Origin of the sequence: Sorangium sp. So ce1335 (assembly GCF_051521615.1) — a bacterium.
Lineage (GTDB): Bacteria > Myxococcota_A > Polyangia > Polyangiales > Polyangiaceae > Sorangium.
The window spans coordinates 5,188,832-5,210,748 of the sequence record NZ_CP150363.1; the positions used below are offsets into that span (position 1 = coordinate 5,188,832).

The window sequence follows — 21,917 nt, forward strand, 5'->3', positions numbered from 1 at the left end:
TCGCCCGGACGTGCGGCCCGGCGCCAAGGATCAGCGGCCGATCACGATCCCCACCGGCGCCGACCACGCGGCCGGCTCCTCGTCGAGCACTTCTTTCCCCGGCCACGTCCCCGCCCTGCCCTCCCTCTCACCGGTACGGCCCCCCTCGCCGCTCGCCCCGCAGCGCCCGCGCTAGCGCCAGCATAGGCTGCAGCACCTCCCGCGCCGCCGCCGGAGCCCCGAGCGTCGCCGCGAGCCTCACCGCGATCTCCTCCGGCCCGACCGAGATCACCGCGCCCTCGGCATCGCGGAACCACGACACCTGGTCCCGGAGCGCCGCCGCGAGCGCCTCCTTCGCCGCGATCGAGCCGCCATCGGCGCGTTCGATCGCCGGATCCAGCGGCAGCGCGACGCGCGTCCCGACCGCTGCAGCCCCCTTGAACAACGTCGCCAGCTCGAACCGCTCTCCCTCCAGGTAGCCCGAGATCCGCATCGGGCCGACATGGAGCGAACCGCCGCACTCCTCGGCGAAGCGGCGCCACGCGGGCAGGCACGACTCCATCGCCGCCGGCGGCGGCAGCGCCGCGCCGGCGTCCGCGAGCGCCCGCGCGAGCGCCTCGACCTGCCGCAGGAACAGCTCGAGCACCGACTCGTCGAAAGCGCCCACGGCGCTCCGCACCCGCACCCGCGCGTCGTCCAGCTCCACCTCGGGGAACGCCCTCAGCGCGGCGCGCAACGCTGGCGTGAGCGCCGCCAGCACCTGCGCGTCCTCCCGCCCCCACACCCGGAAACGCCCGTCGAACGCGGGGTCCCCCGTGACAACGCCGACGAGCTCCAGGACGCGCCGCGGCCGCACGTGAAGGTCGAGCCCCCAGGGCTCCGCCATGTGCACCGTCGCGCCAAGGCCGGACGCCGACCGCCCGTGGCCCCGAGCCTCGTCGCCCCGAGCCACCTCCACGACGCAACCCGCGCGGACGCCGCGGAGCCCTAGCCCGTCCGCCCCCTCGCGCAGCGACAGGCCCGCCCTCTCCCCCGCGCGCGCCCAGACCGCGCGCCATCGCGCCGCGCCGACGCTGGGGCGCGTCGCGTCGCGCCCGGACCGCGGCGCGAACGGGCCGACGTCCACCGGCACGCGGTGCACAACCCGGCCGCCCGCGTGCTCCAGCACCGCGTCCAGCGCGTACTCCAGCGAGACCTCCGCGGCGCTGAAGGAGGGCGCGAGATCGCCCGGCACCTCGATGCGGAAAGGCACCTCCTGCCCCTCGTGGGACCTCGAGAGATCCCGGAAGAACGGCAGCCTGTGGACCTCGCTCGACGAGGGCTCCGGGCCCGCATGCACCCTCTCGACGCCGACAAGGGCGACCTCGAGGGTGCTGGCGCGACGCCCCGCGAGACCGCCGAACGCGACCGCACCGGTCAGCATGTCGCCGGGGGCGAGGGTGCGATGCGACAGCGACACCTCGACGAACGGGCCGGTCCCGCGGGCGCTCGCGCCGGTGAACGGCTCGCTCCTCGGTCGTGGCCCGATCGCCGGCCGAACAACGATGTCTCGGATCTCCTCGGCGTCGGGCCACCACGGGATGGACACAACCGCGCGGACGAAGCACCGGAGCTCGGCGACGAACCCGAGGTGCGTCGGAGGGACATCGCCGGGCAGCGTGAACGAGGCCCGGTAGCGATGCGCGCCCTCCCCGAGCCGGCCCCGCCCGGCCACCTCCTCGCTGAGGAGGAGCCGATCGCGCGCCTGGAGCACCTCCCCGCGACCCATCGACCACAGCGTCTGCGTCTGCTGCAGGGTCACGCGCACGAAATCGATCGGCGTCTCCGAGGCGCTGTCGAGCGAGAGCTCGACGTCGAACGTCTCGCCCGGGTGCACGACCTCGGGCACGCGCAGCGTGATGAGCGGGCGGCTCCTCATCGCTCCGAGCGTAAACGATGGCGTCCGTGGGCGCGCTCCTCCGTCGCAGCCGCGCTGCTCGTCCAGCGAGCGCGCCCCGCCCGCCCCGCGACGTGGATGCCCGCCCCGCGACGTGGGTGCCCATCTGGTCGTCCCTGGGGCGCAAGGCGCAGCAGGGCCACGACGCCCCGGGATGAACGACGCGTCGCCGCCTCAGCCGGCCACGACCTACTCCGCCGCCTCCCCCAGCCACGCCCGCGCGAGCTCGAGCGTGCGGGCGTTGTCGGCCGCGCGCTCGAGGAAATGCTCCCGGAACACCGCGTCGCGGATCTTCGCCGCGCGCTCGAGGAGCCGCGCGCGCGCCGCGGCGATCGCCCGCGCCGCCTCGGCGCCGTGCCCGCAGGCCCGCAGCGCCTCGGCGTGGACCAGGCGCACGACCGACTCGCCCTCCTCCACGCCCACCTCGTCGAGGAGCGCGCGCGCCCGCTCGGCGGCCGCGAGCGCCTCGCGCGCGCGGCCGAGGTGGAGCAGCGCGCGGCCGAGCACCGCGACGGCGTAGGCGCGCATCGGCGGGGCCCGGTCGAACAGCGCCTCCGCGGCCAGCGCCTCGCGCGCCGCCGCGGAGGCGTCGCCCGCGAGCACGAGGATGCTCGCGAGGTAGACGCGCGCGCAGCCCTCCATGCGCGCGTCGCCGTGGCGCTCCAGCATCGCGCACGCGGTCTCCTCGACCGACCTCGCCTCGTCGAGCCGACCCCGGTACGCCAGCACGAGGCCGAGGTTCTGGAGCACGTAGGCCGTCGTGCCGCGCAGCTCCATCCGCTCCGACTCGGCCAGCGCCTGGCGCAGGGCGGCCTCGGCTTCCTCGAGCTGGCCCGCCTGGCCGTACCAGTAGCCGAGGTTCATCCGCGCGAGGCAGGCCCTCCGCACGTCGCCGGCCCGCTCGAACGCCGCGAGCGCCGCCTCGATGCCCGACAGGCTCGCGCCGGCGTCGCCGGCCGCGTGCGCGCGGATCGCCCGCGCATCGTGGAGGTTCGCGAGCGCGTCGAGATCCGGCGCCGCGGCGCCCTCGATCGCGCCCTCCGCGGCCTCGAGAAGGGCGTCGGAGAGCGCGTAGCGCCCGCCGAAGGCCAGCATGAGCGCCGCCGAGCTCAGGCAAACGCTCTTCGCCGAGCTCCCCTCCTCGACGGCCGCGGGCGTGTCGCGCGCGACGGCGGCCCAGCGCTCCACGCGCTCGTGGCCGCCCGTCGTGCCCGCGGCGATGATGATCTGCGTCACCGCGGAGAACCAGGCCGCGCAGCCCGGCGCGAGCTGCTCGGCGGAGGCCGCCGCGCGCTCCTCGGCGAGCGCGACGTCGCCGCGCCAGAAGTGCGCCTGGGCCTCGATCAGGCGGAGCTCGCCGACGGTCGCGGGCGCCGGATCACACGCGACGCCGCGCGCCGCCCGGGCGAGCGCCGCGCCGAGGTCGTTGCCGCGGAGCGCCTGCCGCGCCGCCGCGAGGTACGCCGTGGCCGCGCGCGCGGGCTCGCCGCCGCGCTCGAAGTGCTCGGCGAGCGCCATCGGGTCGGCCTCGCCGCGCTGCTCGAGGAAGCCGCCCGCGAGCGCGTGGCCGAGCCGCCGGTCGCCCTCGGTCAGCATGCCGTACGCGGCCTCGCGGACGAGCGCGTGGCGGAAGCGGTACGCCGCGTCGCCCTCGGCGCCGGGCGGCGTGAGCCGCAAGATCATCTCGCGCCGCGCGAGCTCGTCGAGCTCGGGCGCGACCTCCGCCCGGCCCACGAGCGCGGCGGCCCCCGCCTCGGTGAACGCCTCGCCGAAGACGCTCGCGGCGCGCAGCACGCGGCGCGCCTCCGGGTCGAGCGCGTCGAGCCCGGCCTGCACCACCGCGAGCACCGTCTCCGGCGGCGCCGAGGTCCTGCCGCGGGCGGCGGCGCGGATCTGCTCCTCGAGATAGAGCGCGTTGCCGTCGGCGCGCTCGACGAGCGTCCGCACGAGCTCCGCGCTCGCCCGGTCGCCGAGCGCCTCCCGCACGAGCCGCTCGCCGCCCGCGGGCGGCAGCGGCGCGAGGCGGATCTCCCGGAGGAGGTGCGACCCCCAGAGCCCCGGGAAGAGGTCGTGCACGCCGGGGCGGGCCAGCGCGAGCACGGCGAACGGCCTGCCCTTCAGGTTGCGCAGCGCCGCCTCGACGAGCGTCACGGTCGGCAGGTCGCCCCAGTGCAGGTCGTCGAGCGCGAGGAGCACCGGCTGCGCGGCGCACTCGGCGGCGAGGAAGTCCTCCCACGCGAGGCGGAGCTGGTCGCTCATCAGGAGCGGGCGCCGCCGCGCCGCCCGGAGCCGCACGTCGTCGTCGTCCGGGAAGGGCGCGCCCGCGAGCTCGCCGAGGAACGGCGACAGGCGCGCGGCGGCGACGGCCCCGGCGCGGCGCTCGGCGCGGCCGTGGATCTTGCGCCGCCGCGACGCGATCGGCTCGCCGTCGCGCAGGCCGAACGCGCGGCGGAGCGCGCGCTGGAGCAGGCCGAAGGCGGAGCCCGCGCTCATCGCATCGGCCTGGCCGACCCAGACCTCCAGCGGCTCGCCGCGCGCCCGGAGCGCGCGGACGAGCTCGTAGCAGAGCCGCGACTTGCCCGCGCCGACCGCGCCGGTGACGAGCACCGCGCCGGGGGTGCGCCCGCGGAGGCAGCCGTCGATGTCGGCCGCGATCTGCGCGAGCTCGCGATCGCGCCCGACGTACGGCGTGGGGCGGCCGAGCAGCGGGGGCGGCGTCTCGGGCTCCTCGCGGGCGCCGTGGAGCCAGCACCCCGACGCGTCCCGGGTCGCGTCGAACCGCGCGCCGAGCAGGCCCGCGGTCGTGTCGTCGATGCGGATCGCCGCCGGGCGGGGCGGCTCGCGGGAGCCCTGGACGAGCTGCACGAGGCGATCGATCACCGCGCCGACCGGCAGCCGCGCGGCGACCTCGGCCCGGCCGGTGACGAGCGAGAGGCGCGCGCCGCCGAGCAGCTCGCGGAGCGCGAGCGCGCACCGGGCCGCCTGGGCCGCGAGGTCGGTGGGCGCGGCGGACCCCGAGAGCGTGACGAGCAGCCAGCGCGCGTCGAGCAGCTCGACCCGGCCGCGGTGGCGCTCGACGAGCTCGCGGATCGCCCGCGCGCGGCGCTCGTCCTCGACGTCGGAGAGGGTCGCCTCCGCGTCGGCCTGGCCCTCGCGGGCGAGGAGGAGGCACATGACCTTCCGCTCGCTCGTCGTGATCTCGCGCGCGCGGCGCGAAGGAGGGTGCGACGACGAGGGCTGCGACAGCGGCCCCGCGTCGAGGCCCCGCGCGATCGCCTCCGAGGCGAGCGCCGCCGCCACCGCGGCGCCGTCGCGCGGGCGGGCCTCGCGCGGCTTCGACAGCATCCGCGCGACGAGCCGATCGAGCCAGGCGGGGACGTCGCGGCGGAGCTCCCTGACGCGCGGCGGCTCCTCGAGGAGGACCTTCATCAGCACCGAGAGCGGGTCGTCGCCCGCGAACGCGGCGCGCCCGGTCAGGCACTCGAAGAGCACGCTGCCGAGCGCGAACACGTCGGCGCGCGCGTCGATGTGCGGCTCGCCGCGCGCCTGCTCCGGGGCCATGTACTGCGGCGTGCCGCGGATCTCGCCGAGCGCCGGGGGCTCTTCCTCGTCGCCGGACAGGCGCGCGACGCCGAAGTCGATGAGGCGGACGCGCTCGATGTCGCCGCCCTCGAGGACGAGGTTGCTGGGCTTCACGTCGCAGTGCACGAAGCCGAGCCGGTGGACGGCCGCGAGCGTCTCGGCCACGTGCGCGGCGAGCGTCAGGCTCTCGGCGATGGTGAGCGGCGCGCGGTCGAGGCGCTCGGAGAGCGTCTCGCCGGCGAACCACTCGGTCGCGAGGTAGAGCCGTCCCCCCGCGGTCGCGCCGTGCGCGACGTAGCGGGCGGTGCCCGGGACGTGGAGCGTCGCGAGGGCGAGCGCCTCGCGCGCGAGGGCGCTCAGCGAGGGCGTCGCGGCCGTCTGCAGGAGCTTGAGCGCGACCCGCTCGCCGGACCGCCGGTCGCGCGCGCGGTACACGCGCGCCGTGCCGCCGGAGCCGGCGTGCTCCTCGATCTCGAACCGGCCGTCGACGACCTCTCCTGACTGCATCGAGCTGACGCGCTCCGGGCGGGCGCTCTGCCGCTTCTACACAGCGTGCCAGCGACGCGCGTCCGCCGTCCACTGCCGCCTGCGCCGACGCGCGCGGCGCGCGAGCCGGCTCACGTCGCCGGCGCGCTGATCGACGCTCCGCGTTTCACGCGCCGGCGCACGGGCGCGCACCTCGCCGGCGCGCGTGTCAGCGCGGCGCAGCGCCTGCGCTCTCCGCGCCTGTGCGACGCAGCACCACGTACCGGAGGTGCGGGACGCCGCTCACCGCGACGGGGGCGAACGCCTCGCCGGCGCCCGGGAGGCGCGCGAGGCGCTGCTCCACCCCGCGCGCGAACCGCGACGCGGTCCAGGGCGACGCGAGCGCCTGCCCCTCCGCGAGCAGCAGCACGAGCGCGTCCACCCCGCGCGCGTCGAGCAGCGCGCCGGGGATCCGCTTCGTCGTGTGCCCGCCGGGCAGCGCGGCGATCGCCGGGTCCGTGACCCCGGCGAGGTCGACGAGGGTCGCGCCCGTCGCGGCCCCGAGCCAGCCGATGTCGAGCGCCGCGACGACCTCGGCCCCGGCGAGCGCGCCGCGGAGCTCCTCGACGACGCGGAGCCGCTCGGCGCCCACGCGCGCGGCGGTCGGCCCGACCCGCGCCATCACGAAGAGCTCACCCGCGAGCGCGAGCGCGATCCGCGGCGCCGTGACGCGCGCGTCCGCCACGGAGGCGACGTGGGCCGCCGCGAGCACGACCGCGGGCAGCGCGGGGACGACGAGCCGCGACAGCGGCATCCAGTCGCCGCCGGCCGCCGCGACGGCGAGGAAGTGGACCGCCACCGCCGCGAGCAGCCCGCGCGGCCACGCCGGGAGCGCGCGCCACGCGAGCGGCGCGACGAGCGCAACCGGCCCGGTCAGCAGCAAGCACGCGAGCGCGTAGCGCGCGCCGAGCGCCGCGTCCGGCGCCTTCGCCAGCGCGGCGAGGGGCGCCGCGCGCCCGAAGATCGCGAGCCGCGTCAGCGCCACGGCGACGAAGGGGGCGCCCGCGAGCGCGAGCGCGGCGAGCGCGCGGGCCCACGCCGGCGGCGAAGGGCGCGGCGTCGCCTCGCCCCTGCCTTCGTGTTCCCCTCGCGGCGTCGCCTCGCCCCCGTCCTCGTGTCCCCCTCGCGGCGTCGCCCCCCTCTCGCCTCCGCGTCGCGGGGCCGCCTGGGCCGCGAGCGCCACGACGAGCGCGAACGGCAGGAGCTCCGGCCGGAGCGCCGCCGCGACCCCGGCGCAGGCGGCGCCGGCGAGGGCCCTGCCGAGCGCCGGCAGCGCGACGGCGAGCGCGCCGAGCGCCGCGACGACGCCCGTCTCCATGCCCGCCACGCTCCAGGCGCCGAGCGGGGCCGACGCCGGCACGAGCAGGAGCGCCGCGAACCGGGCAGGCCGACCGGAGCACCGGTCCACCGCGAGCGCCAGCGCCCCGGCGGCGAGCGTCCACGCCGCGACGCCGATCACCCTGGCGGCCGCGAGCGCGGCGAGCGGGCCGGCGGCCGCGAACGGCGCCAGCACGAACGCCCACCCGAGCGGCGTCACGCCGTCGGTCACCGGCCCCGCTGCGTTGAAGCGGTAACCGAGCCCGCGCGCGAGGTGGTGCGCGTAGCGCGCCGTGATCAGGGCGTCGTCGACCGTGAACCCGGAGAGCGCGAGCGCCGGCAGCAGCGCCGAGAGGGCGCCGGCAAGCGCGACGAGCAGCGCGCGCCTGCGCCCCGTCACGCCGCCCGTGCGAGCGCGCGGCGCACCGGCCGGCAGGAGGAGGCGGCGCCCGCCCGCGCCGGCATCGCGCGCTCCTCCGGCCGCGCTCCATCGCGGACGAATCGCCAGCGAAACATGCGTTCTTGTTGTACGGCCTTCGCCACGTGCGGCGATCCTGTGACAGGCACACGAAGGACGCAATTGCGCTCGCCTGGCTGCAATCATGCGTCAGAGCGCGTCAGAGCGCGTCAGAGCGCGTCAGAGCGCGTCAGAGCGCGTCGACGCGTGTCGCGGCGTATGAACGCGCATGACGACGCCCAAGAGCTCGTGACGACACGCAAAAGGTCGTGGCGGTGGCCGCCAGCGCGGCGACGAGGCCGCGTGTGGACGCACGCGGCCGCGCGGACGTTTCGAACGCCTGGGCTCATCGTCCAGCGTCGTCATCACGCGTCGCGGACAGCGCGCGGCGACGGCGCCGCTGCGGCTCGCGGCGGCAGCCATGCGCCCTCGTGGACGGTATAGTTGCTCGCATGGCACTTCCCGCCGCGCTCCTGGCCGCCGTCGAGCGGCACTCCTGTTTCACCGGCTGCTATCGCAGCGAATCGGAAGTCCAGGTTTGCATCGACCCGGCGCAGGCGCTCGTGCCGACTGTGCCTGTCTGCTGCAGCGATTGCCTGAACTTCCATCCGGCAGCGCTCGTCAGCCTGCTGCCCCTGGGCATGACGTCCTACGCGCTGGCGAACGCGCTGACCACGCACGTCCGCTCGCTGCGCGGCTACAAGTGGGCGACCGGCGGCTACCACACCGCGGGTACCGGGTTCTGGCTCAACGCTGCCTATTACGGCAACGGCCTGTTCCTCGTCGACGCCGCCCGCAACCGCAACGCGCGAACGGACATCGACATGCTGATCGAGGCCTTCCAGCACGGGATCGTCCAGCCCGAGGACCCGCGCATGCTCGATCCGGCGCTCTACACGTCCGAGCTCGCGTACATCAACATGTCGAGGCCGATCCTGCCGGTCCGCACGAAGCAGGATCTCCTGGCCTCCCCGCAGCGCAGCGCCACGCCGCGGCAGGGGTTCTCGCGGGTGTCGATCGTGGAGTTCCAGCCGCTCGCCGTGACCGCCGCCGCCGCGGGCGCGCCGGCGACGAAGCCGTCGAAGCAGGCGCCGCCGCCCCGCGAGCTCAAGCTCGGCGACATGTGCCCGACGTGCGGCGCCGTGGTCATGGAGCGGCCGCTGTTCTCGGGCACGTTCGTCGGCTGCCTCTGCTGAGCGCGCCCGCCGCGCCGGCTCTCCTTGGCTGAGCGCGCCCGCCGCGTCGGCTGCCTGTGCTGAGCACGCCCGCCGCGCCGCGCCGGATCACGGAGGCGGCGGGGTCGCGCGCCACACGGTGGCTCCGGTCGCCGGGTCGATCGCGCGCAGCGCGGCGCCGCTCACGGCGGCGCCGCTCACGATGTACACGTAAGGGCCCGAGGCCTTCGCCACGAGGAGCCGCTCGCCGAGGTAGCCCGCCGCGACATCGTACCGGCTCGCCCCGGACGCCGGGTCGAGGGCGATGATCCGCGGCTCCGTGCCGCCGGCGACGTCGACGCCGAGCACCACGGCGGCGCCGCCGCTCGCGACGAGGAACAGGTCCGGCCGCCCGCCGGAGACCGGCGCGCGCGCCGGGAGATCCCGCTTCCAGAGCGACGCGCCGCCGCGCCGCCCCTCGGCGGCGAGCCGCGGCGTCCCCTCGGCCGGCGCGGAGAGGGCGACCTCCACGTCGCCGATCTGCACGACGCGGGGGTTCTTCTTGCGCTCCCAGAAGTGCCCCGTGATCGTCGCCGGCGCCGGCGCCGTCGGGCAGTCGGCCGCCTCGCCGCCCGCGAGCGCGATCCCCATCGCCGCGCCGTCCTTCATCACGACGGTCGCGCAGCCGTCGCCGCCGGCTACCTCGTCGGGCACCGCGGGCAGGCTCGCCGCCCAGCGCTCCTTGCCCGTGCGGGCGTCGAGCGCGCGCAGCCGGCTCTCCTCCCCGCCGCCCGCGAGCACCGTGCGCTGGTCCGGGCAGGCGAGCGCTTCCGGCCGCTCGAACTCCTGCGACGACCAGAGCCCCTGCCCGCTGCGCCCGTCGACGGCCACGACCCGGCCGCGCGTCTTGCCGTCCTGCCACAGCACCGGGTCGGGCGCGTCGTCGCCGTTCGCGTCCACGAAGCAGAGGGCGTCGAGCTGCGTCGAGAGCTGGCGCGCGCGCGACGGCGTCTCCCTGGGCGGCTCGACGCGCGCGAAGAACATCACCGCGAAGCCGGCGCCCACCGCCGCCATCCCCACGGCGAGGAGCGCCTTCACCGCCCTCGACGGGCCCGGGGCAGGCGCGGGCGGCTGCGCGGCCGTACCGCGGACGGCGGGGTTCTCGGCGCCGCAGCGCGGACATGTGACCCCCCCATGACCACTCGCCTCCAGCGCGGCACCACAGCTCCTGCAGGGTCGCATCGCGACAGTCTATCGCCGGCCGCTGCCCGCGATCGAGAGCGACCGTGAGCGGCGCGCGGGCGGCGCTGCCTCGCCGCGGCATGACAGCGGCCAGGATCGAGGGATCGAAGGGCGACCAGGGACTGTGGGAGGCTGCGCGCCGCCCGCTACTTCACCCACAGCAGGGAGAGGTCGAGCTCGATGGCGTCGAAGGGCTCGATCCGGACCCGTGCGGCGTCCCGGTGGGTCGCGACAGGCGCCCATCCGCGCCCGGGCACGAGCGAAAAGACCTCGAGCGTCCGCGCGATCGGGTCGACCAGCCACGCGTGCCGCACGCCCTCGCGCGCGTAGACCGGCATCTTCTCCTCGCGGTCATGCTCCTCGGTCGAGGGGCTCAGGACCTCGCAGACCCAGTCCGGAGCGAGCGGGAAGAAGGCCGTCTCCGGCAGCTCGGGCATGCGCTCCACGCGCCAGCCCGCGAGGTCGGGAACAACGGCCTCCACATCCCCCGGGGACGCCGGATCCGGGAAGTGGAGCTCGGGCTCGTCCAGGATGTGCCAGCCGCCGGGTCCGCCTTCGCCCAGATCGAAGGGGCCCCCCAGCTTGACGCCGAGCCGCGACGACGCCCGTGCGTGTGGCGGCGCCGGCCGGGGCAGCACGTGCAGCACGCCCCCGATGAGCTCCGCCACCTTGTTTGGCGGGACGGCCTCGAGATCGGCGTACGTCGCGCGGCGGGGCTTCTCGCCGGGCTGGCCCATGACAGGAGCGTGCCCGGGGGCTCGACGAGAGGCAAGGCGGCGACGAGCGAGCCAGGAGCGAGGAGCCCTGTCGGCTGCAGCCGGAGAGGCCCGCTCGGCGCGCCACCCTCCCCGCTACGGCTTCGGGATCCGGAGCGTCCCGCTGACCATCGCGCTGCCGCTCACGACGTAGACGAGGCTGAGCGGGTGGAACGCCCAGGGGCCGAGCGCGATGGATCCGAGCCAGAGCTGCTCGTGCACGCGATCCATCGCGAAGAGCACCCCGAAGAGCAGCACGATGAGCAGGCTCGTGGGGATCGGCGTTCCCTCGTAATAACGCACCTTCCCGCGCTCGTCCGACAGCTCGGCCGCCGTCACGTTGTACCGCGCCAGCCGGCTGATCCCGCACGCGACGAAGTAGACGAGCGCCGCGGCGTCCCACGGGCCGCGCAGGCCGAGCGCGTAGCCGAGCACCGCGGGCGCCACGCCGAACGAGACGACGTCGGCGAGCGAGTCGAGATCGGCGCCGAGCGGCGAGTGCTTGCGGCGCCAGCGCGCGATCGTCCCGTCGAGCACGTCGCACGCGAGCGCGAGCGGCAAGAGCCCGAAGGCCACCCAGATGTAGATGCGCTCGCGCTCGGCCACGTAGTTCAGGCAGAGCAGGATGCTCAGCGTGCCGCTCGCCGCGTTCGCCAGCGTGACGAAGTCGGCCAGCGCGAACGACCGGAGCATCGAGAAATGGGGCGGTCTTTCGGGAGACATGGCGCTCGGGGTGCGGAGTGTTGCACGTCCGGTTGGATTGCCCACCAATCCGCGCGGCGCGCGCCAGCGTACCCGAGCCGCCCTCCCACCGCAGCGCTCCTCGAGCGCGGAAGCACCGGCGGCCCCCGGCGGCGGCGCTGTCTAGTCAGGTGCCACCCGCTTGTCCACTCCGCGGCTATCCGCGCACAAAACTTAGGACCCGGCTCCGCCCTGCCTAGCATCCCGCAACGGATGCCCGGACTGTCTCTTGTCGCCGACACCACCCGATGCTCACCGGAGCCCGAGCGCACGTCGCTGCACGAGCTGCTCGACTTCGTCCTGGAGGGGGCGCGCAACACGCCCCCTCCGCTCGATGAAGCGGCGCTGCCGCTACGCGCCGAGACCGAGGCGCTGCCGCTGCTCTGCGACCTCGCCGAGGCCGCCGCGGAGCTCGCCGCCGGACGCCGCGCCCGCGCCGTCGTGCGCCTGTGCCTCGAGCCCGACCCCTGGGAGCTCGGCCTGGAGCGCGTCGGCCGCGACCTGCTCGTCACCGTCTTCCACGGCGGCGACGTGCCCGAGATCGCCCTGCACGAGCGGCGGTTCGAGGGCGACGCGCTCTGCGCGCGCCTGCTCGCGGCCATCGACCGGCTCGCCCCGCCGAGGAGCTCGGCCCTGCGCCGCGACGCCGCCCTCGCCGACAACGACGCCGAGCGCGGCGTGCTCGGCGAGCACCGGCTCCCCGCCGCGCGCAGGGCCCTCGCCGCGGCCCTCCCGTTCTCGGACGACGAGCCGGGGGGAGAGCCCGCCATCGTCGGCGTCGAGCCGACCGGCGAGATCCCGATCGTCATCGCGGCCGAGGCGCTCCTGCGCCCGTCGCAGGGCGCGGCCGCCGCGCAGCCGGCCGTGCTCCGGGCCGACCTCTTCTCGCTCCTCTTCCGCGGCAAGATCCGCGTGCTCGTGGGCGAGGAGGCGCGCGAGCTGCCCGACGTCTTCATCTTCCCGTTCGCCGAGCAGCTCGCGTCGCTCTCGCTCGAGTCGCTCGACGCGTGGGCGCGGCGGCAGCCGTACCACCGGCGGCTCACCGTCGGCGGCGCCATCCTCGGCGTGCGCCTGCACAGCGAGGGCGCGCTGTCGCTCACGCTCGGCGTGCCCCGCGTCGGCCGCGCCGCGTCCGCCGACCCCCGCGCGCTCGGCCCGGGCCGCGGCTCGGCGTTCGCGGCCGCCGAGGACCGGGCGCAGACCTGGACCTTCCCGGCCGTCGACGTCGCGGCGCTCGCCCAGGGCGTCGTCGCGTTCGGGCGGGCGCTCGCGCGCAGCCTCGTGCGCCGCGACCGCGGGCAGACGTCGAACCTGCGCCTGTTCGAGTTCCGCGCGCGCGTGCGCGAGCTCGCCGAGCGGCTCCGCGAGCTGACGCGCAACGACGCGAAGATCAACGTCGCCCCGGAGACGTACCGCGCCTTCGCCGCGGCGGCGCGCCCCCAGGCCGCGGCCGAGGACACCTTCGGGCGGACGCGCCTGCGCTTCACGGCCCGGTGGATCGCGGCGATCCCGTCGCTCGACCTGCGCGCGACCTTCCTCTGCGGCGACGTGCTCGTCGTCGGCTCGACGCGCGAGCTCACCTGCATCGACCGGCGCACCGGCGAGTGCCTGTGGCGCAAGCCGACGCCGCGCGCCGTCTCGGTGATGACCCCGGTCGGCCTCGGCCGGCTCCTGCCCGACGGCACGCTGCAGCTCCACGAGCTCGCGACCGGCGAGGTCGCCTGGTCGACGCGCCTCTCGCCGCGCGTCGGCGCGAACGCCTCGGGCGCGGTGGTGAGCGCCCCCGGGCTGCCCCGGATGCTCATCGTGAGCGAGGGGACGCGCCACCTCGCCGCGGTGGACCTCTACTCCGGCGAGGTGCGCTGGCGCTACGCCGCGCGCCGCGGCGAGAACTTCCGGCTGCGCCGCGCGGGCAAGCTCGTCGTCGTCGGCAGCGGCGAGCCGGCGCTCGTGGCGCTCGACGTGCTGAGCGGCGAGGTCGTCTGGCGCTTCTGCGACAGGCTCCCGTTCGCGTCGCCGGTGGCGGTCGATCACGACGCGCTCTTCGCGCTGGCCGGCGACGGCGCCTTCGTCGGCCGCGGCGGGGCGCGGCTGCACCACCTCGACCCGTGGTCCGGCGAGGCCCGGTGGACGGTCGACCTGCCGAAGCACGTGGCGCCGGTCGGCGCGCCGCTGCTCGGGCCCGAGACCGTGTGCGTCGTGACCCACGGGCGGCGCGGCACCGGGCTCGTGGGCCTCGACCGCCGGACCGGGGCGACGCGCTTCGATCTGACCGCGTGCGCGGCGACCGCCTCGTGCCTCATGGTCGACGATGTCGTCGTGGTGAACAGCGAGGCGGGCGAGATCGTCGGGGTCGGCGCGCACGACGGCGCGGTCCGGTACCGGCACGTCATCGCGGGCGGGGTCGAGGGCGACAGGCCGCGGCGCCTCGAGCCGGTGCTCCGCTCGGGCGCGCTGTTCGTGCCGCAGAGCGAGGTGCACGTGGTCCGGCCGCGCGACGGCGCGCTGCTCGGCAAGGTGCCGACCGACCTCATCCCCGATCTCCTGCGCGTCGACGAGCGGTGCGACGTCTACGTCGCCGAGGAGAGCGGCCACCTCGCCGCCTTCGCCGCGGCCCCGCGGCTCAGCCTCGTGCAGTGACGGCCCCCGCGCCCGGCGCCGCCGCGCGCGTCAGCGCGGCCGCCGGGTCGGGGCCGCCGCGCGCGTCAGCGGCGCGGCCGCCGTGTGGGCTTCCAGATGAGCTCGAGCGTCACGTCGGTCACGCCGTCCTTGATCAGCCCGATCCGCTCGGCCGCCCGGCGCGACAGATCGATGATCCTGCCGCGCTTGAACGGGCCGCGGTCGTTGATCCGGACGCGCACGCGGCGGCCGTCCCGGCGGATCACGTCGACGAGCGCGCCGAAGGGGAGCGTCCGGTGCGCGGCGGTGAGCGCGCGCGGGTTGTACCGCTCCCCGCTCGCGGTGGCGCGGCCGTTGAACTTGTCGGCGTAGTAGGTGGCGCGCCCGCGCTGGATCGGGACCCCCTTCTTCGCGCTCCTGGCGCTCGCGGGCGCGACAGGCGTCGAGATGCGGCCGTCGTCCTCGTCCGCGTCGTCGTCCTCCACGCGGCCCGGCCGGGGCACCGGCGGGGTGCTCGGCGCGACGGTGCGCGCCATCGGCGCGTCGCCGCCCGTCCGGGGCGCGACCGGCTGGTGCGCGGAGCAGGCGGGGGTGCAGAAGAGCAGCAGGAAGGCGAGCGCCCTCGCCGCGACCCGGTGTCCCTGCGGCGTCATCACAGCGCCTCGGGCGCGGCGCGGTCGGCCGACGAGGGGTCGAGGGCGGCCGCGGGCGGGGCCACCGCGGCGACGAGGGCCAGGGCGGCCGGGTCGCCCCCCTCCCCGTTCGCGGACAGGGGCGCCTGGGCGCTGGCCTTGGACCGCACGAACCTGGCCAGCCCGCGGAACGGCACGCCGGTCGGGCAGATCCGCTCCTTCTCGGCGAGCACCGCCTCCGGCACGTGCGCGAGCGCGAGCGCCGCGGCGTCGAAGTCCGGCATGCTCCGCGACGACGCGAGCACCACGGTCATGAGGCCGGGGTAGGCCCCCCCGGACGCCGCGATGCGCTCGGCCTCCCCGAGGTCGCAGCGCCCGCACGCGATGCAGCGGGAGAAGCCCGGCAGGGCCGCGCGCTCGGCGGGCGAGAGGGGCGGCAGGCGATCGGCGTCGTAGTTTTCGTGGAAGAGCGCAAGGCCGCTCGGACCGTCGAACAGACGGCGCACCGCGACCTTGAGGAACGACCACGCGAGGACCGCGAGGGCGAGGGCGCGACCGGAAAGCACGATCCGTCCATAACCCGAAACAGGGTCGCGCGCAGACCCGATGCGCTCGGCGCCGCCGGAGCGACCCCGCGCCCGGGCGCAGGGCTGGATTTTTCCATGCCGCCGGCGGGCGCCGGCCTCGGGGCGGCGCCCGGCTCACGCTGCGCCCCGCGCCGGCGTGCCGGCGCCTGGCCGAGCGCGCCCTCGGCTCGCCGCCGGCCCGCTCGGGCGCCCTGTCCCCACGACCACATGCCTCCCGACGCGAACAGGAGAGTGAATGTCTCGCCGGCTTCGAACAACCGAGTCCGGCATGTCCTTCGAGGCACGCTCTCACGCCGCACCGCACATCAAATCCTCCGGCGTCTCGCTGGCGCTCGACGGGCGGCGCGGCGCCGCCGTCCGCGCCTGCCCCCTTGCGCTGCGTGCTCGGAGGGCAGTGAACCCTCGTTAACAGCTCACGAGGTACGGCCACAGGCTCACGGCGGCACATCGCCGCCGCGCCGCCCGTCGATCCGGCGTCGCCGGCGCTGGCATGTCGGGTGCACATGGCCCCGGCATGTCCAACGACCTGCCTCATTGCGGTAAGGGATGCTCGGAAGACCTCGGCGACGTCGCCGAAGGGGCGCTCGTGAAGGAGATGATCGCGGGGAACGAGCGCGCCTGGCGCGCCTTCCACGCCAGGTACGACAGGCTGGTCCACCGCTGCATCAGCGGCGTGATCGCCCGCTTCTCCGCCGTGGTGGCGCAGGACGACATCCGCGACATCCACGCGACGCTGCTCATGCAGCTGATCTCGAACGACAAGCGCAAGCTGCGGACCTTCGACGCCGACCGCGGCGCGCGGCTGAGCTCCTGGATCGGCACGCTCGCCGTCCACTGCGCCTACGACCACCTGCGCGGCGCCCGCCGCGCGCTGCGCTGCGCCCCGCTCGACGACGCGGCCGTCGAGCTCCCCTGCGAGCGCCCCTCCCCGCAGGACCACGCCGAGCGCCGCGAGCGCGCCGCGATCGTCGGGCAGGTGCTCCACGATTTCTCCGACAAGGACCGCGAGTTCGTCGCGCTCTACTTCGGCGAGGGCCTGCCCCCGGAGCAGATCGCCGAGCGGATGCACATCAGCGTGAAGACCGTTTACACGAAGCGTCACAAGATCCAGAGCCGCCTCGAGGCGATGCTGTCCGACGCGCGCGTTGCGGCGTGAGGCGCCCCGCACAGGAGGGCCCGGCGATCGAGGCGCCCGAAGGGGGCTCGGCGTCCGTCCGCCCTGTGGTATGAGCCGGAGAGGATGGCCCGATCGCTCCGCACCTCTTCCGCCCTCCCGGCCGTGGTCGTCGTGACCGCCGCCCCGCTGCTCGCCGCGTGCGGCGGGGGCAACGGCGACGCCCCGTCGATCCCGCTCGCCGACGAGCGCGGCGGCGGCGCGCGCATCGCGGAGCTCGTCGGCGAGGCCGCGTGGCTCGACCCGGACGACGAGGACAGCGAGCGCTGCGCAGTGCCGCCCGATCGCCGCGCCCACGTCACCGGGGTCGCCCTCGTCGCCATCGACCGCTTCGACGAGACCGGCGAGGGAGCGCACGGCAACCACTACGTGCAGGACCTCGCCGACGAGCCGGTCGCCTACTCCGGCATGACGGTCTTCCAGCCCGCGTTCAGCCCGCCGGACCTGCGGCTCGTCCCCGGCGACGCTGTCGATCTGAGCGGCGTGCTCACCGAGTTCCTCGGCCCCTCGTCGGGCCGGTTCGGCGACTGCCGCACCCTGCCCGAGATCGGCGGCACCCTGAGCTTCCGCTTCGAGGATCGCCCCCCGAGGCCGATGCGGGTGCCGCTCGACGACCTGAGGAGCTACGCGTCCGCCCGCAGGTACATCGGCATGCTCGTGCGCGTCGAGGGCATCACGATCGCCGGCGACCCCAGGAGCAGCGGGGGCCGCTACACGGCGGCCATCAACGTCGGCGCCGGCGTGCCCGCCGCCGACGTCCCGAGCCTGTCGAACGAGCTCTACGACCTCGAGGCCCAGGGCCCCCCCCTCGCGGCCGGCGCGTCGTTCCGCTCCGTCACCGGCGTGCTCACCTACTTCTACGGCTTCAAGATCGCCCCGCGCTGCCCGGCCGACTTCCAGGCCGAGGACGCGCCGCTCCCGGTCGACGACGCATGCGCTCCCTGAGGCCCGCGCTCCCGCTGCCGCTCGTCCTGCTCGCGGCCTGCGCCGGCGCGACGCGCGGCGCCGCGCCGTCGCCGGAGAACGCCCTCGTCTCGACGCCCGACGGCAGCGTCGGGCGCATCGAGGTGCGCAACCTCGAGGCCCGGCCGCGGCTCACGCTCGTCTCGCGCGACGGCGACCCCGCGCCCGCGCTCGTCGCGTCGGTCGCGACCGATCTCGGCTCCGTCGCAACGACGGCCCTCGCCACCGTGGTCGAGGCGCGGCTGCTCGCCGCCGGCTTCGACGTCGACGCGCGCATCGATCGCAGCGCCTTCCGCGTGCGCCTGCTCGTCAAGGACGCGGCGCGCGTCGCGCCGTTCCTGCGCGCGCTGTCGGCGGCGTTCGCGCAGCCCATCGTCGCCGGCAGCCCGGAGGTCGCCCGCGCGATCGAGCGCGTGCAGGCGCTCCGGGCGACCCCGCTCGACGCCCCGGAGCTCTCGCCGATCGCCGCGTGCACCGGCCGGCTCGGCCTCGCGGGCGCCGAGCCCGTCGTCGATCTGGCGACGCCCGCGGGCGCGCGCGAGCTCGAGGCCTGGCGCGCCGCGGCGCTCCACGCCGGCCGCACCTCGATCGCCGCGGTCGGCCCCGCCGCGTTCTGCGCGGAGGCCGCGCGCGCGGCCGAGGGGATCGACGGCTGGCCCGCCGGCGGCCCGCCCGCGGACGCGTGGCCGGCGGCGGACACGATCGGCGTGTACGCGACGAACCAGCTCGAGCGGCGCGCCGCGCGCGTCACCGTGGCCGCGCGCGTCGCGAGCCCGCAGGCGGCGGTCGCCGCGGCGGAGCGGCTCGGCGCGCCGGGGTCGGCGCTGCGCGCGCGGCTCTCGGCGCTCCCCTCCCCGTTCCGCACCGTCGAGGTGCTCGGCGTCGCCCGCCCGCGCGGCGGCTGCGTGAGCGTGACCATCGAGGCGTCCGACCTGCCCGCGGCCCCGACCGTCGAGGCCTCGGCGGCGCTCGCGGCCGCGGTGGCGCGGCAGGAGATCCGCCGCGGCCTCGCCGCGCCGCCGGGCCCCGCGATCGTCACGCGGCAGATCCTCACCGCGCAGGACCCGCGCGACGCGGGCGCGCGGGCCGCCTGGTGGGCGCTCTCGGGGAGCGCGCCGAACGCGCCGCCGGAGCGCTGGGCGACGGCGCTCGGCGTCGCCCCGAGCGCCGAGCCGCCGCGGCCCGCGGCGCCAGGGGAGGCCGGCGCGCGCACCTTCGAGGCCGAGCTCTCGCGCGCGCTCGCGGCGGGCGCGCAGCCCGCGCTCGAGCGGCGCGCCCTCGTCGAGCGCGGGCAGGGCGAGGTCTGGGTGCTGCTCGCGAGCCCGTGCGGCGTCGCCGAGGAGGGGCTGTACGACGCCGGCGCCACGGCGCTCGCCGCGCTCGCGGCCGTGCAGACGCGGCGGCGCGAGCTCGACGTGACGATCGAGCCCTGGATCACGGCCGACGCCGTCGGGGTGATCGCGCACGCGCCGTTCCGCGACGACCGCGAGACGCCGGCCGAGCTCGGGCGCCGCGTGGCGAGCGCCGCCGCGCGCACGATCGCGGCGACGACCTTCGGCCCCGACGCGCTCACGCAGGCGCGCGCCGCGGCGCTCGAGCACCTGGAGCGCCTCTCCGGCGGTCGGGCCGCGGCGCTCGAGGCGTTCGCCTCCGCGATCGCGCCCGACCACCCGTCCTGGATCGAGCCGTTCGGCGTCTGGGACCGGGTGGCGAGCAGCGCGCTCGAGACGGTGCAGCTCCGCTGGCAGGCGCTCGCGACCGGCCCGCTCCGGATCGCCGTCCTCGCGAACGCCGACGCCGCCCAGGCGGCCGCCGCGGCGGAGGCGGCCGAGCGCTGGCTCGCGCCGCGGCTCGCGCCGCGCACGTGCGGCTCACCGGACGGCGCCGTCGTGCCCCGTCCCGGTCACCACGACGCCCGCCTGCCAGCGGGGACGGCCCTCGCGCAGGCCGTCGTCGGCGCGCGGCTCCCGGCCGCGCGCGAGGCCGCGTCCACGGCGCGCGAGCTCGCCGAGCTCACGGTCGCCGCCTTGAACGGGGCGGACGGCCTGCTCGCGACGGCGCTCGCCGCTCCGGCGACAGCGTCGGCCTCCGCGCCGGCGCCCTCCGCCGCCTCCGCGCCGGCCTCTCCGCCGGCGGACGCGGGCGCCCCGCGGCGGCAGCTCGCGGCGCGCGCGAGCGCCCGTCTCCTCGGCGGCACGCGCGCGGCGGCGCTCGCGGTGGAGATCCGGGCTCCCGGCCCCGAGCTCGACGAGGCGACGGAGCGCGTGAAGCAGCTCCTCGCCGGCCTCGCGCAGCGGGTCACCGACGCCGATCTCGGCCGCGCCGAGGCCCTCGTCGCCCGGCGCGAGCGCGACGCGCTCGCGGAGCCGCGGCGCCGTCTCATCAACCTCTTCACCGGCCGCGCCGCCCGCACGCCCCCGGCGAAGGCCACGCTCGCCACGTGGCGCGCCTTCCTGGCGAGCGCCCTCGGCGCGGACGCGATCGTGACCGTGGAGGCGCGGCCCGACTGATCACTCCCCGCCGTCGAAGTCGCCGGCGTCCTCGATCCCGGCCGTCCGCTCGGCGTGCGTCGCCTCGACGCCCTCGTCCTCGGCGTCGGCGTCGGCGTCGACAGCCGCGTCCTCGTCCTCGTCGAGCGCGACCTCGTCCTCGTCCTCGTCCTCCTCGGGCTGGGTCAGCACCGGGAGGCGGCGCTTGCCGACAGGGCCCTCGTCGACGTAGTCGCGGAGCGCCATCATGTCCTTCAGCGCCTCTAGCTTCGCGAGCGCCTTGACCTCGACCTGGCGGATGCGCTCGCGGGTCAGGTTCATGATCGCGCCCACGTCCTCCAGCGTCGTGCCGCCGCGGTCGGCGACGTCGAGCGCGCACGTCTCGTTCATGTCCCAGACCTCGAGATCGGGGAAGTTCAGCTTGATCGCGCCCGTCCTGGCGGACACGTCGAGATAGAGGTGGTGCTGGCACGAGACGTACGGGCACGGCCGCGGGCCGTCGACGCACTCGGCGCGGGTGCGCGGCTTGTAATAATCGGTCTCCGGATAGAGCATCCGGCCGATCTCCAGCTCGCGCTTCGTCATGCGCTTGACGCTGATCGTCCGCGCCCGGATCTCGCGCTTGCGCCGGGACCTGCGCTGCTCGCGCGTGATGGAGTTCCCGGACGCCGCGGGATCGACCTGGAGCGCGAGCGCGCCCTCCACGACTGGCTCGTTCGAGCCGGCCGGGTCGCACTCGCCGCCCACTGCATCCGAACCGTCCAGGCCGAAGATCTCGAGCTCGCTCTCAGACACCGTCGCCATGCGCTGCCTCCGTTTGGTAGCGTCTCCGCTCTCAAGCGCGCGCGTTTCCCTCCACGTCCCGAGTCCCAGCTCGAGCGCGAAGATCACCGCTCCCTGCCCGACGTAACGCCGGATGCCGTCCCTGAAAAATTACGACGAAACGAGCTGACGCCCGTCCCGTCGGTACACCACACCCAGGAGGGGCCGCGCCCGCGGCCCCATGCACATCAACGAAGATCCCGCGACTCGGCCCCTTACGACGAGGCCGCCTGTTTCGTGAGCCGCGCTTGCGCCATCAAGCGCTCTTCTATCAACGAAAGCTTCGCGACGAGCTCCCGCGCGAGCGTCTCCGCGCTCGCGAGGTCCTGGGCGATCGCCCTGCCGCTCGTCTCGCTCCGCCTCTCCTTGGCAGCTTCCCTGAGCGCATTGAAGACCTTGGCCATCGTGCGCTCGAGCTCCTCGATATCACCTCTCACGAACAGGAATTCACGCTGGATCTCTTCGATGGTGTAGTCCTGGGCCATCATCTCTTTGATGCGCTGAACCTGGCGGACTACCGTGGCCGGATACATCCCCTGCGAACCCTGATGCTTGCCCTTGCGGCCCACGCGCACGCTGCGCGGGAGCAGGCCGAGCTGCACGTACTTCCGGAGCGTCGCCTCGCTGAATTTGATGCCGTGCGATGCGAACAGCTCGAGGATATCGCTCGAGGTGATCCCCTGGGCGTGCTCGCGCTCAAGGCGTTCCAGCACGTCCTCGGGGATCCTCTGCACCGGTCCTCCCATCGATTGCCGGAGGCCCTACCCAACCGACGCGGGCGACTCTATTCCACTGAATGGAATACAGTCAATTGACGCGACTACGATTATTGTGTGGCTGTCGTGGGACGCGGTGCTTTCCTGGGGTTCTCGACACGCCTCGGACATTTTTCGTCCGTCGGGACGGCGCGTCGATCCGCTCCGCACGTCGCGAAGCCTGGGGG

General features: G+C 76.1%; 15 protein-coding genes. 5 read left to right on the plus strand and 10 right to left on the minus strand.

The features are described from left to right. Positions 1-127: 127 nt before the first annotated feature. The 3 genes from WMF24_RS19035 to WMF24_RS19045 all read right to left on the minus strand — a co-directional run bounded on the left by WMF24_RS19035 (position 128) and on the right by WMF24_RS19045 (position 7,739). A complete protein-coding gene (locus WMF24_RS19035; protein WP_437737847.1) occupies positions 128-1,897 on the minus strand; it encodes a hypothetical protein in 1,770 nt (589 codons plus the stop codon). Positions 1,898-2,104: 207 nt separating this feature from the next. Beyond that, positions 2,105-6,004, minus strand: a complete 3,900-nt coding sequence (locus WMF24_RS19040; RefSeq protein WP_437737848.1) for a serine/threonine-protein kinase — start codon at positions 6,002-6,004, stop codon at positions 2,105-2,107. 187 nt (positions 6,005-6,191) lie between these two features. Then, positions 6,192-7,739, minus strand: coding sequence for a hypothetical protein (locus tag WMF24_RS19045; protein WP_437737849.1), 1,548 nt, complete (start codon positions 7,737-7,739; stop codon positions 6,192-6,194). Between the two features lie 509 nt (positions 7,740-8,248). On the opposite strand from WMF24_RS19045, the gene WMF24_RS19050 reads away from it, so the two are divergent. Next, complete coding sequence (locus tag WMF24_RS19050) at positions 8,249-8,992, plus strand: hypothetical protein (RefSeq protein ID WP_437737850.1); 744 nt, start codon at positions 8,249-8,251, stop codon at positions 8,990-8,992. An 87-nt stretch (positions 8,993-9,079) separates the two neighbouring features. Here the strand turns inward: WMF24_RS19050 and WMF24_RS19055 are convergent, their stop codons facing one another. The 3 genes from WMF24_RS19055 to WMF24_RS19065 form a co-directional block, all read right to left on the minus strand. Continuing rightward, the gene (locus WMF24_RS19055; protein ID WP_437737851.1) at positions 9,080-10,048 is read right to left on the minus strand and encodes an outer membrane protein assembly factor BamB family protein; all 969 of its coding nucleotides are present in this window, start codon (positions 10,046-10,048) and stop codon (positions 9,080-9,082) included. A gap of 290 nt (positions 10,049-10,338) precedes the next feature. Next, positions 10,339-10,929 (minus strand): Uma2 family endonuclease, encoded by a 591-nt coding sequence (locus WMF24_RS19060; RefSeq protein WP_437737852.1) that lies wholly within the window; start codon positions 10,927-10,929, stop codon positions 10,339-10,341. 114 nt (positions 10,930-11,043) lie between these two features. Beyond that, on the minus strand, positions 11,044-11,670 hold the full coding sequence (locus WMF24_RS19065; protein ID WP_061617996.1) for a CDP-alcohol phosphatidyltransferase family protein: 627 nt from the start codon (positions 11,668-11,670) through the stop codon (positions 11,044-11,046). Between the two features lie 231 nt (positions 11,671-11,901). Between WMF24_RS19065 and WMF24_RS19070 the strand changes: the two genes are divergently transcribed. Then, on the plus strand, positions 11,902-14,328 hold the full coding sequence (locus WMF24_RS19070) for a PQQ-binding-like beta-propeller repeat protein (protein ID WP_437737853.1): 2,427 nt from the start codon (positions 11,902-11,904) through the stop codon (positions 14,326-14,328). 65 nt (positions 14,329-14,393) lie between these two features. Here the strand turns inward: WMF24_RS19070 and WMF24_RS19075 are convergent, their stop codons facing one another. Both WMF24_RS19075 and WMF24_RS19080 read right to left on the minus strand, forming a co-directional pair. Further along, entirely contained in the window at positions 14,394-14,960 is a 567-nt protein-coding gene (locus WMF24_RS19075) for a septal ring lytic transglycosylase RlpA family protein (RefSeq protein ID WP_437737854.1), read from the minus strand. Continuing rightward, the gene (locus WMF24_RS19080; protein WP_437737855.1) at positions 14,960-15,505 is read right to left on the minus strand and encodes a hypothetical protein; all 546 of its coding nucleotides are present in this window, start codon (positions 15,503-15,505) and stop codon (positions 14,960-14,962) included. Before WMF24_RS19080 ends, WMF24_RS19075 begins: the two co-directional genes overlap by 1 nt. 535 nt (positions 15,506-16,040) lie before the next feature. Here WMF24_RS19080 and WMF24_RS19085 point away from each other — a divergent pair. From WMF24_RS19085 to WMF24_RS19095, 3 genes are all read left to right on the plus strand, one after another. Further along, a complete protein-coding gene (locus tag WMF24_RS19085) occupies positions 16,041-16,682 on the plus strand; it encodes an RNA polymerase sigma factor (protein WP_437737856.1) in 642 nt (213 codons plus the stop codon). Positions 16,683-16,766: 84 nt separating this feature from the next. Then, complete coding sequence (locus WMF24_RS19090; RefSeq protein ID WP_437737857.1) at positions 16,767-17,645, plus strand: hypothetical protein; 879 nt, start codon at positions 16,767-16,769, stop codon at positions 17,643-17,645. Further along, positions 17,633-20,173: a hypothetical protein gene (locus WMF24_RS19095; protein ID WP_437737858.1), complete on the plus strand. Its 2,541-nt coding sequence runs from the start codon at positions 17,633-17,635 to the stop codon at positions 20,171-20,173. Before WMF24_RS19090 ends, WMF24_RS19095 begins: the two co-directional genes overlap by 13 nt. Here the strand turns inward: WMF24_RS19095 and WMF24_RS19100 are convergent, their stop codons facing one another. Beyond that, on the minus strand, positions 20,174-20,956 hold the full coding sequence (locus WMF24_RS19100) for a sigma factor-like helix-turn-helix DNA-binding protein (RefSeq protein ID WP_437737859.1): 783 nt from the start codon (positions 20,954-20,956) through the stop codon (positions 20,174-20,176). A gap of 233 nt (positions 20,957-21,189) precedes the next feature. Continuing rightward, on the minus strand, positions 21,190-21,708 hold the full coding sequence (locus WMF24_RS19105; protein WP_437737860.1) for a MerR family transcriptional regulator: 519 nt from the start codon (positions 21,706-21,708) through the stop codon (positions 21,190-21,192). Between the last annotated feature and the right edge of the window lie 209 nt (positions 21,709-21,917).

What these genes read in the sequence shown, in the direction of transcription:
- WMF24_RS19035 (WP_437737847.1), bottom strand. Translation starts at nt 1,897, where the DNA reads ATGAGGAGCCGCCCGCTCATCACGCTGCGCGTGCCCGAGGTCGTGCAC.
- WMF24_RS19040 (WP_437737848.1), bottom strand. Translation starts at nt 6,004, where the DNA reads ATGCAGTCAGGAGAGGTCGTCGACGGCCGGTTCGAGATCGAGGAGCAC.
- WMF24_RS19050 (WP_437737850.1), top strand. Translation starts at nt 8,249, where the DNA reads ATGGCACTTCCCGCCGCGCTCCTGGCCGCCGTCGAGCGGCACTCCTGT.
- WMF24_RS19060 (WP_437737852.1), bottom strand. Translation starts at nt 10,929, where the DNA reads ATGGGCCAGCCCGGCGAGAAGCCCCGCCGCGCGACGTACGCCGATCTC.
- WMF24_RS19065 (WP_061617996.1), bottom strand. Translation starts at nt 11,670, where the DNA reads ATGTCTCCCGAAAGACCGCCCCATTTCTCGATGCTCCGGTCGTTCGCG.
- WMF24_RS19070 (WP_437737853.1), top strand. Translation starts at nt 11,902, where the DNA reads ATGCCCGGACTGTCTCTTGTCGCCGACACCACCCGATGCTCACCGGAG.
- WMF24_RS19075 (WP_437737854.1), bottom strand. Translation starts at nt 14,960, where the DNA reads ATGACGCCGCAGGGACACCGGGTCGCGGCGAGGGCGCTCGCCTTCCTG.
- WMF24_RS19085 (WP_437737856.1), top strand. Translation starts at nt 16,041, where the DNA reads ATGTCCAACGACCTGCCTCATTGCGGTAAGGGATGCTCGGAAGACCTC.
- WMF24_RS19090 (WP_437737857.1), top strand. Translation starts at nt 16,767, where the DNA reads ATGGCCCGATCGCTCCGCACCTCTTCCGCCCTCCCGGCCGTGGTCGTC.
- WMF24_RS19095 (WP_437737858.1), top strand. Translation starts at nt 17,633, where the DNA reads ATGCGCTCCCTGAGGCCCGCGCTCCCGCTGCCGCTCGTCCTGCTCGCG.
- WMF24_RS19100 (WP_437737859.1), bottom strand. Translation starts at nt 20,956, where the DNA reads ATGGCGACGGTGTCTGAGAGCGAGCTCGAGATCTTCGGCCTGGACGGT.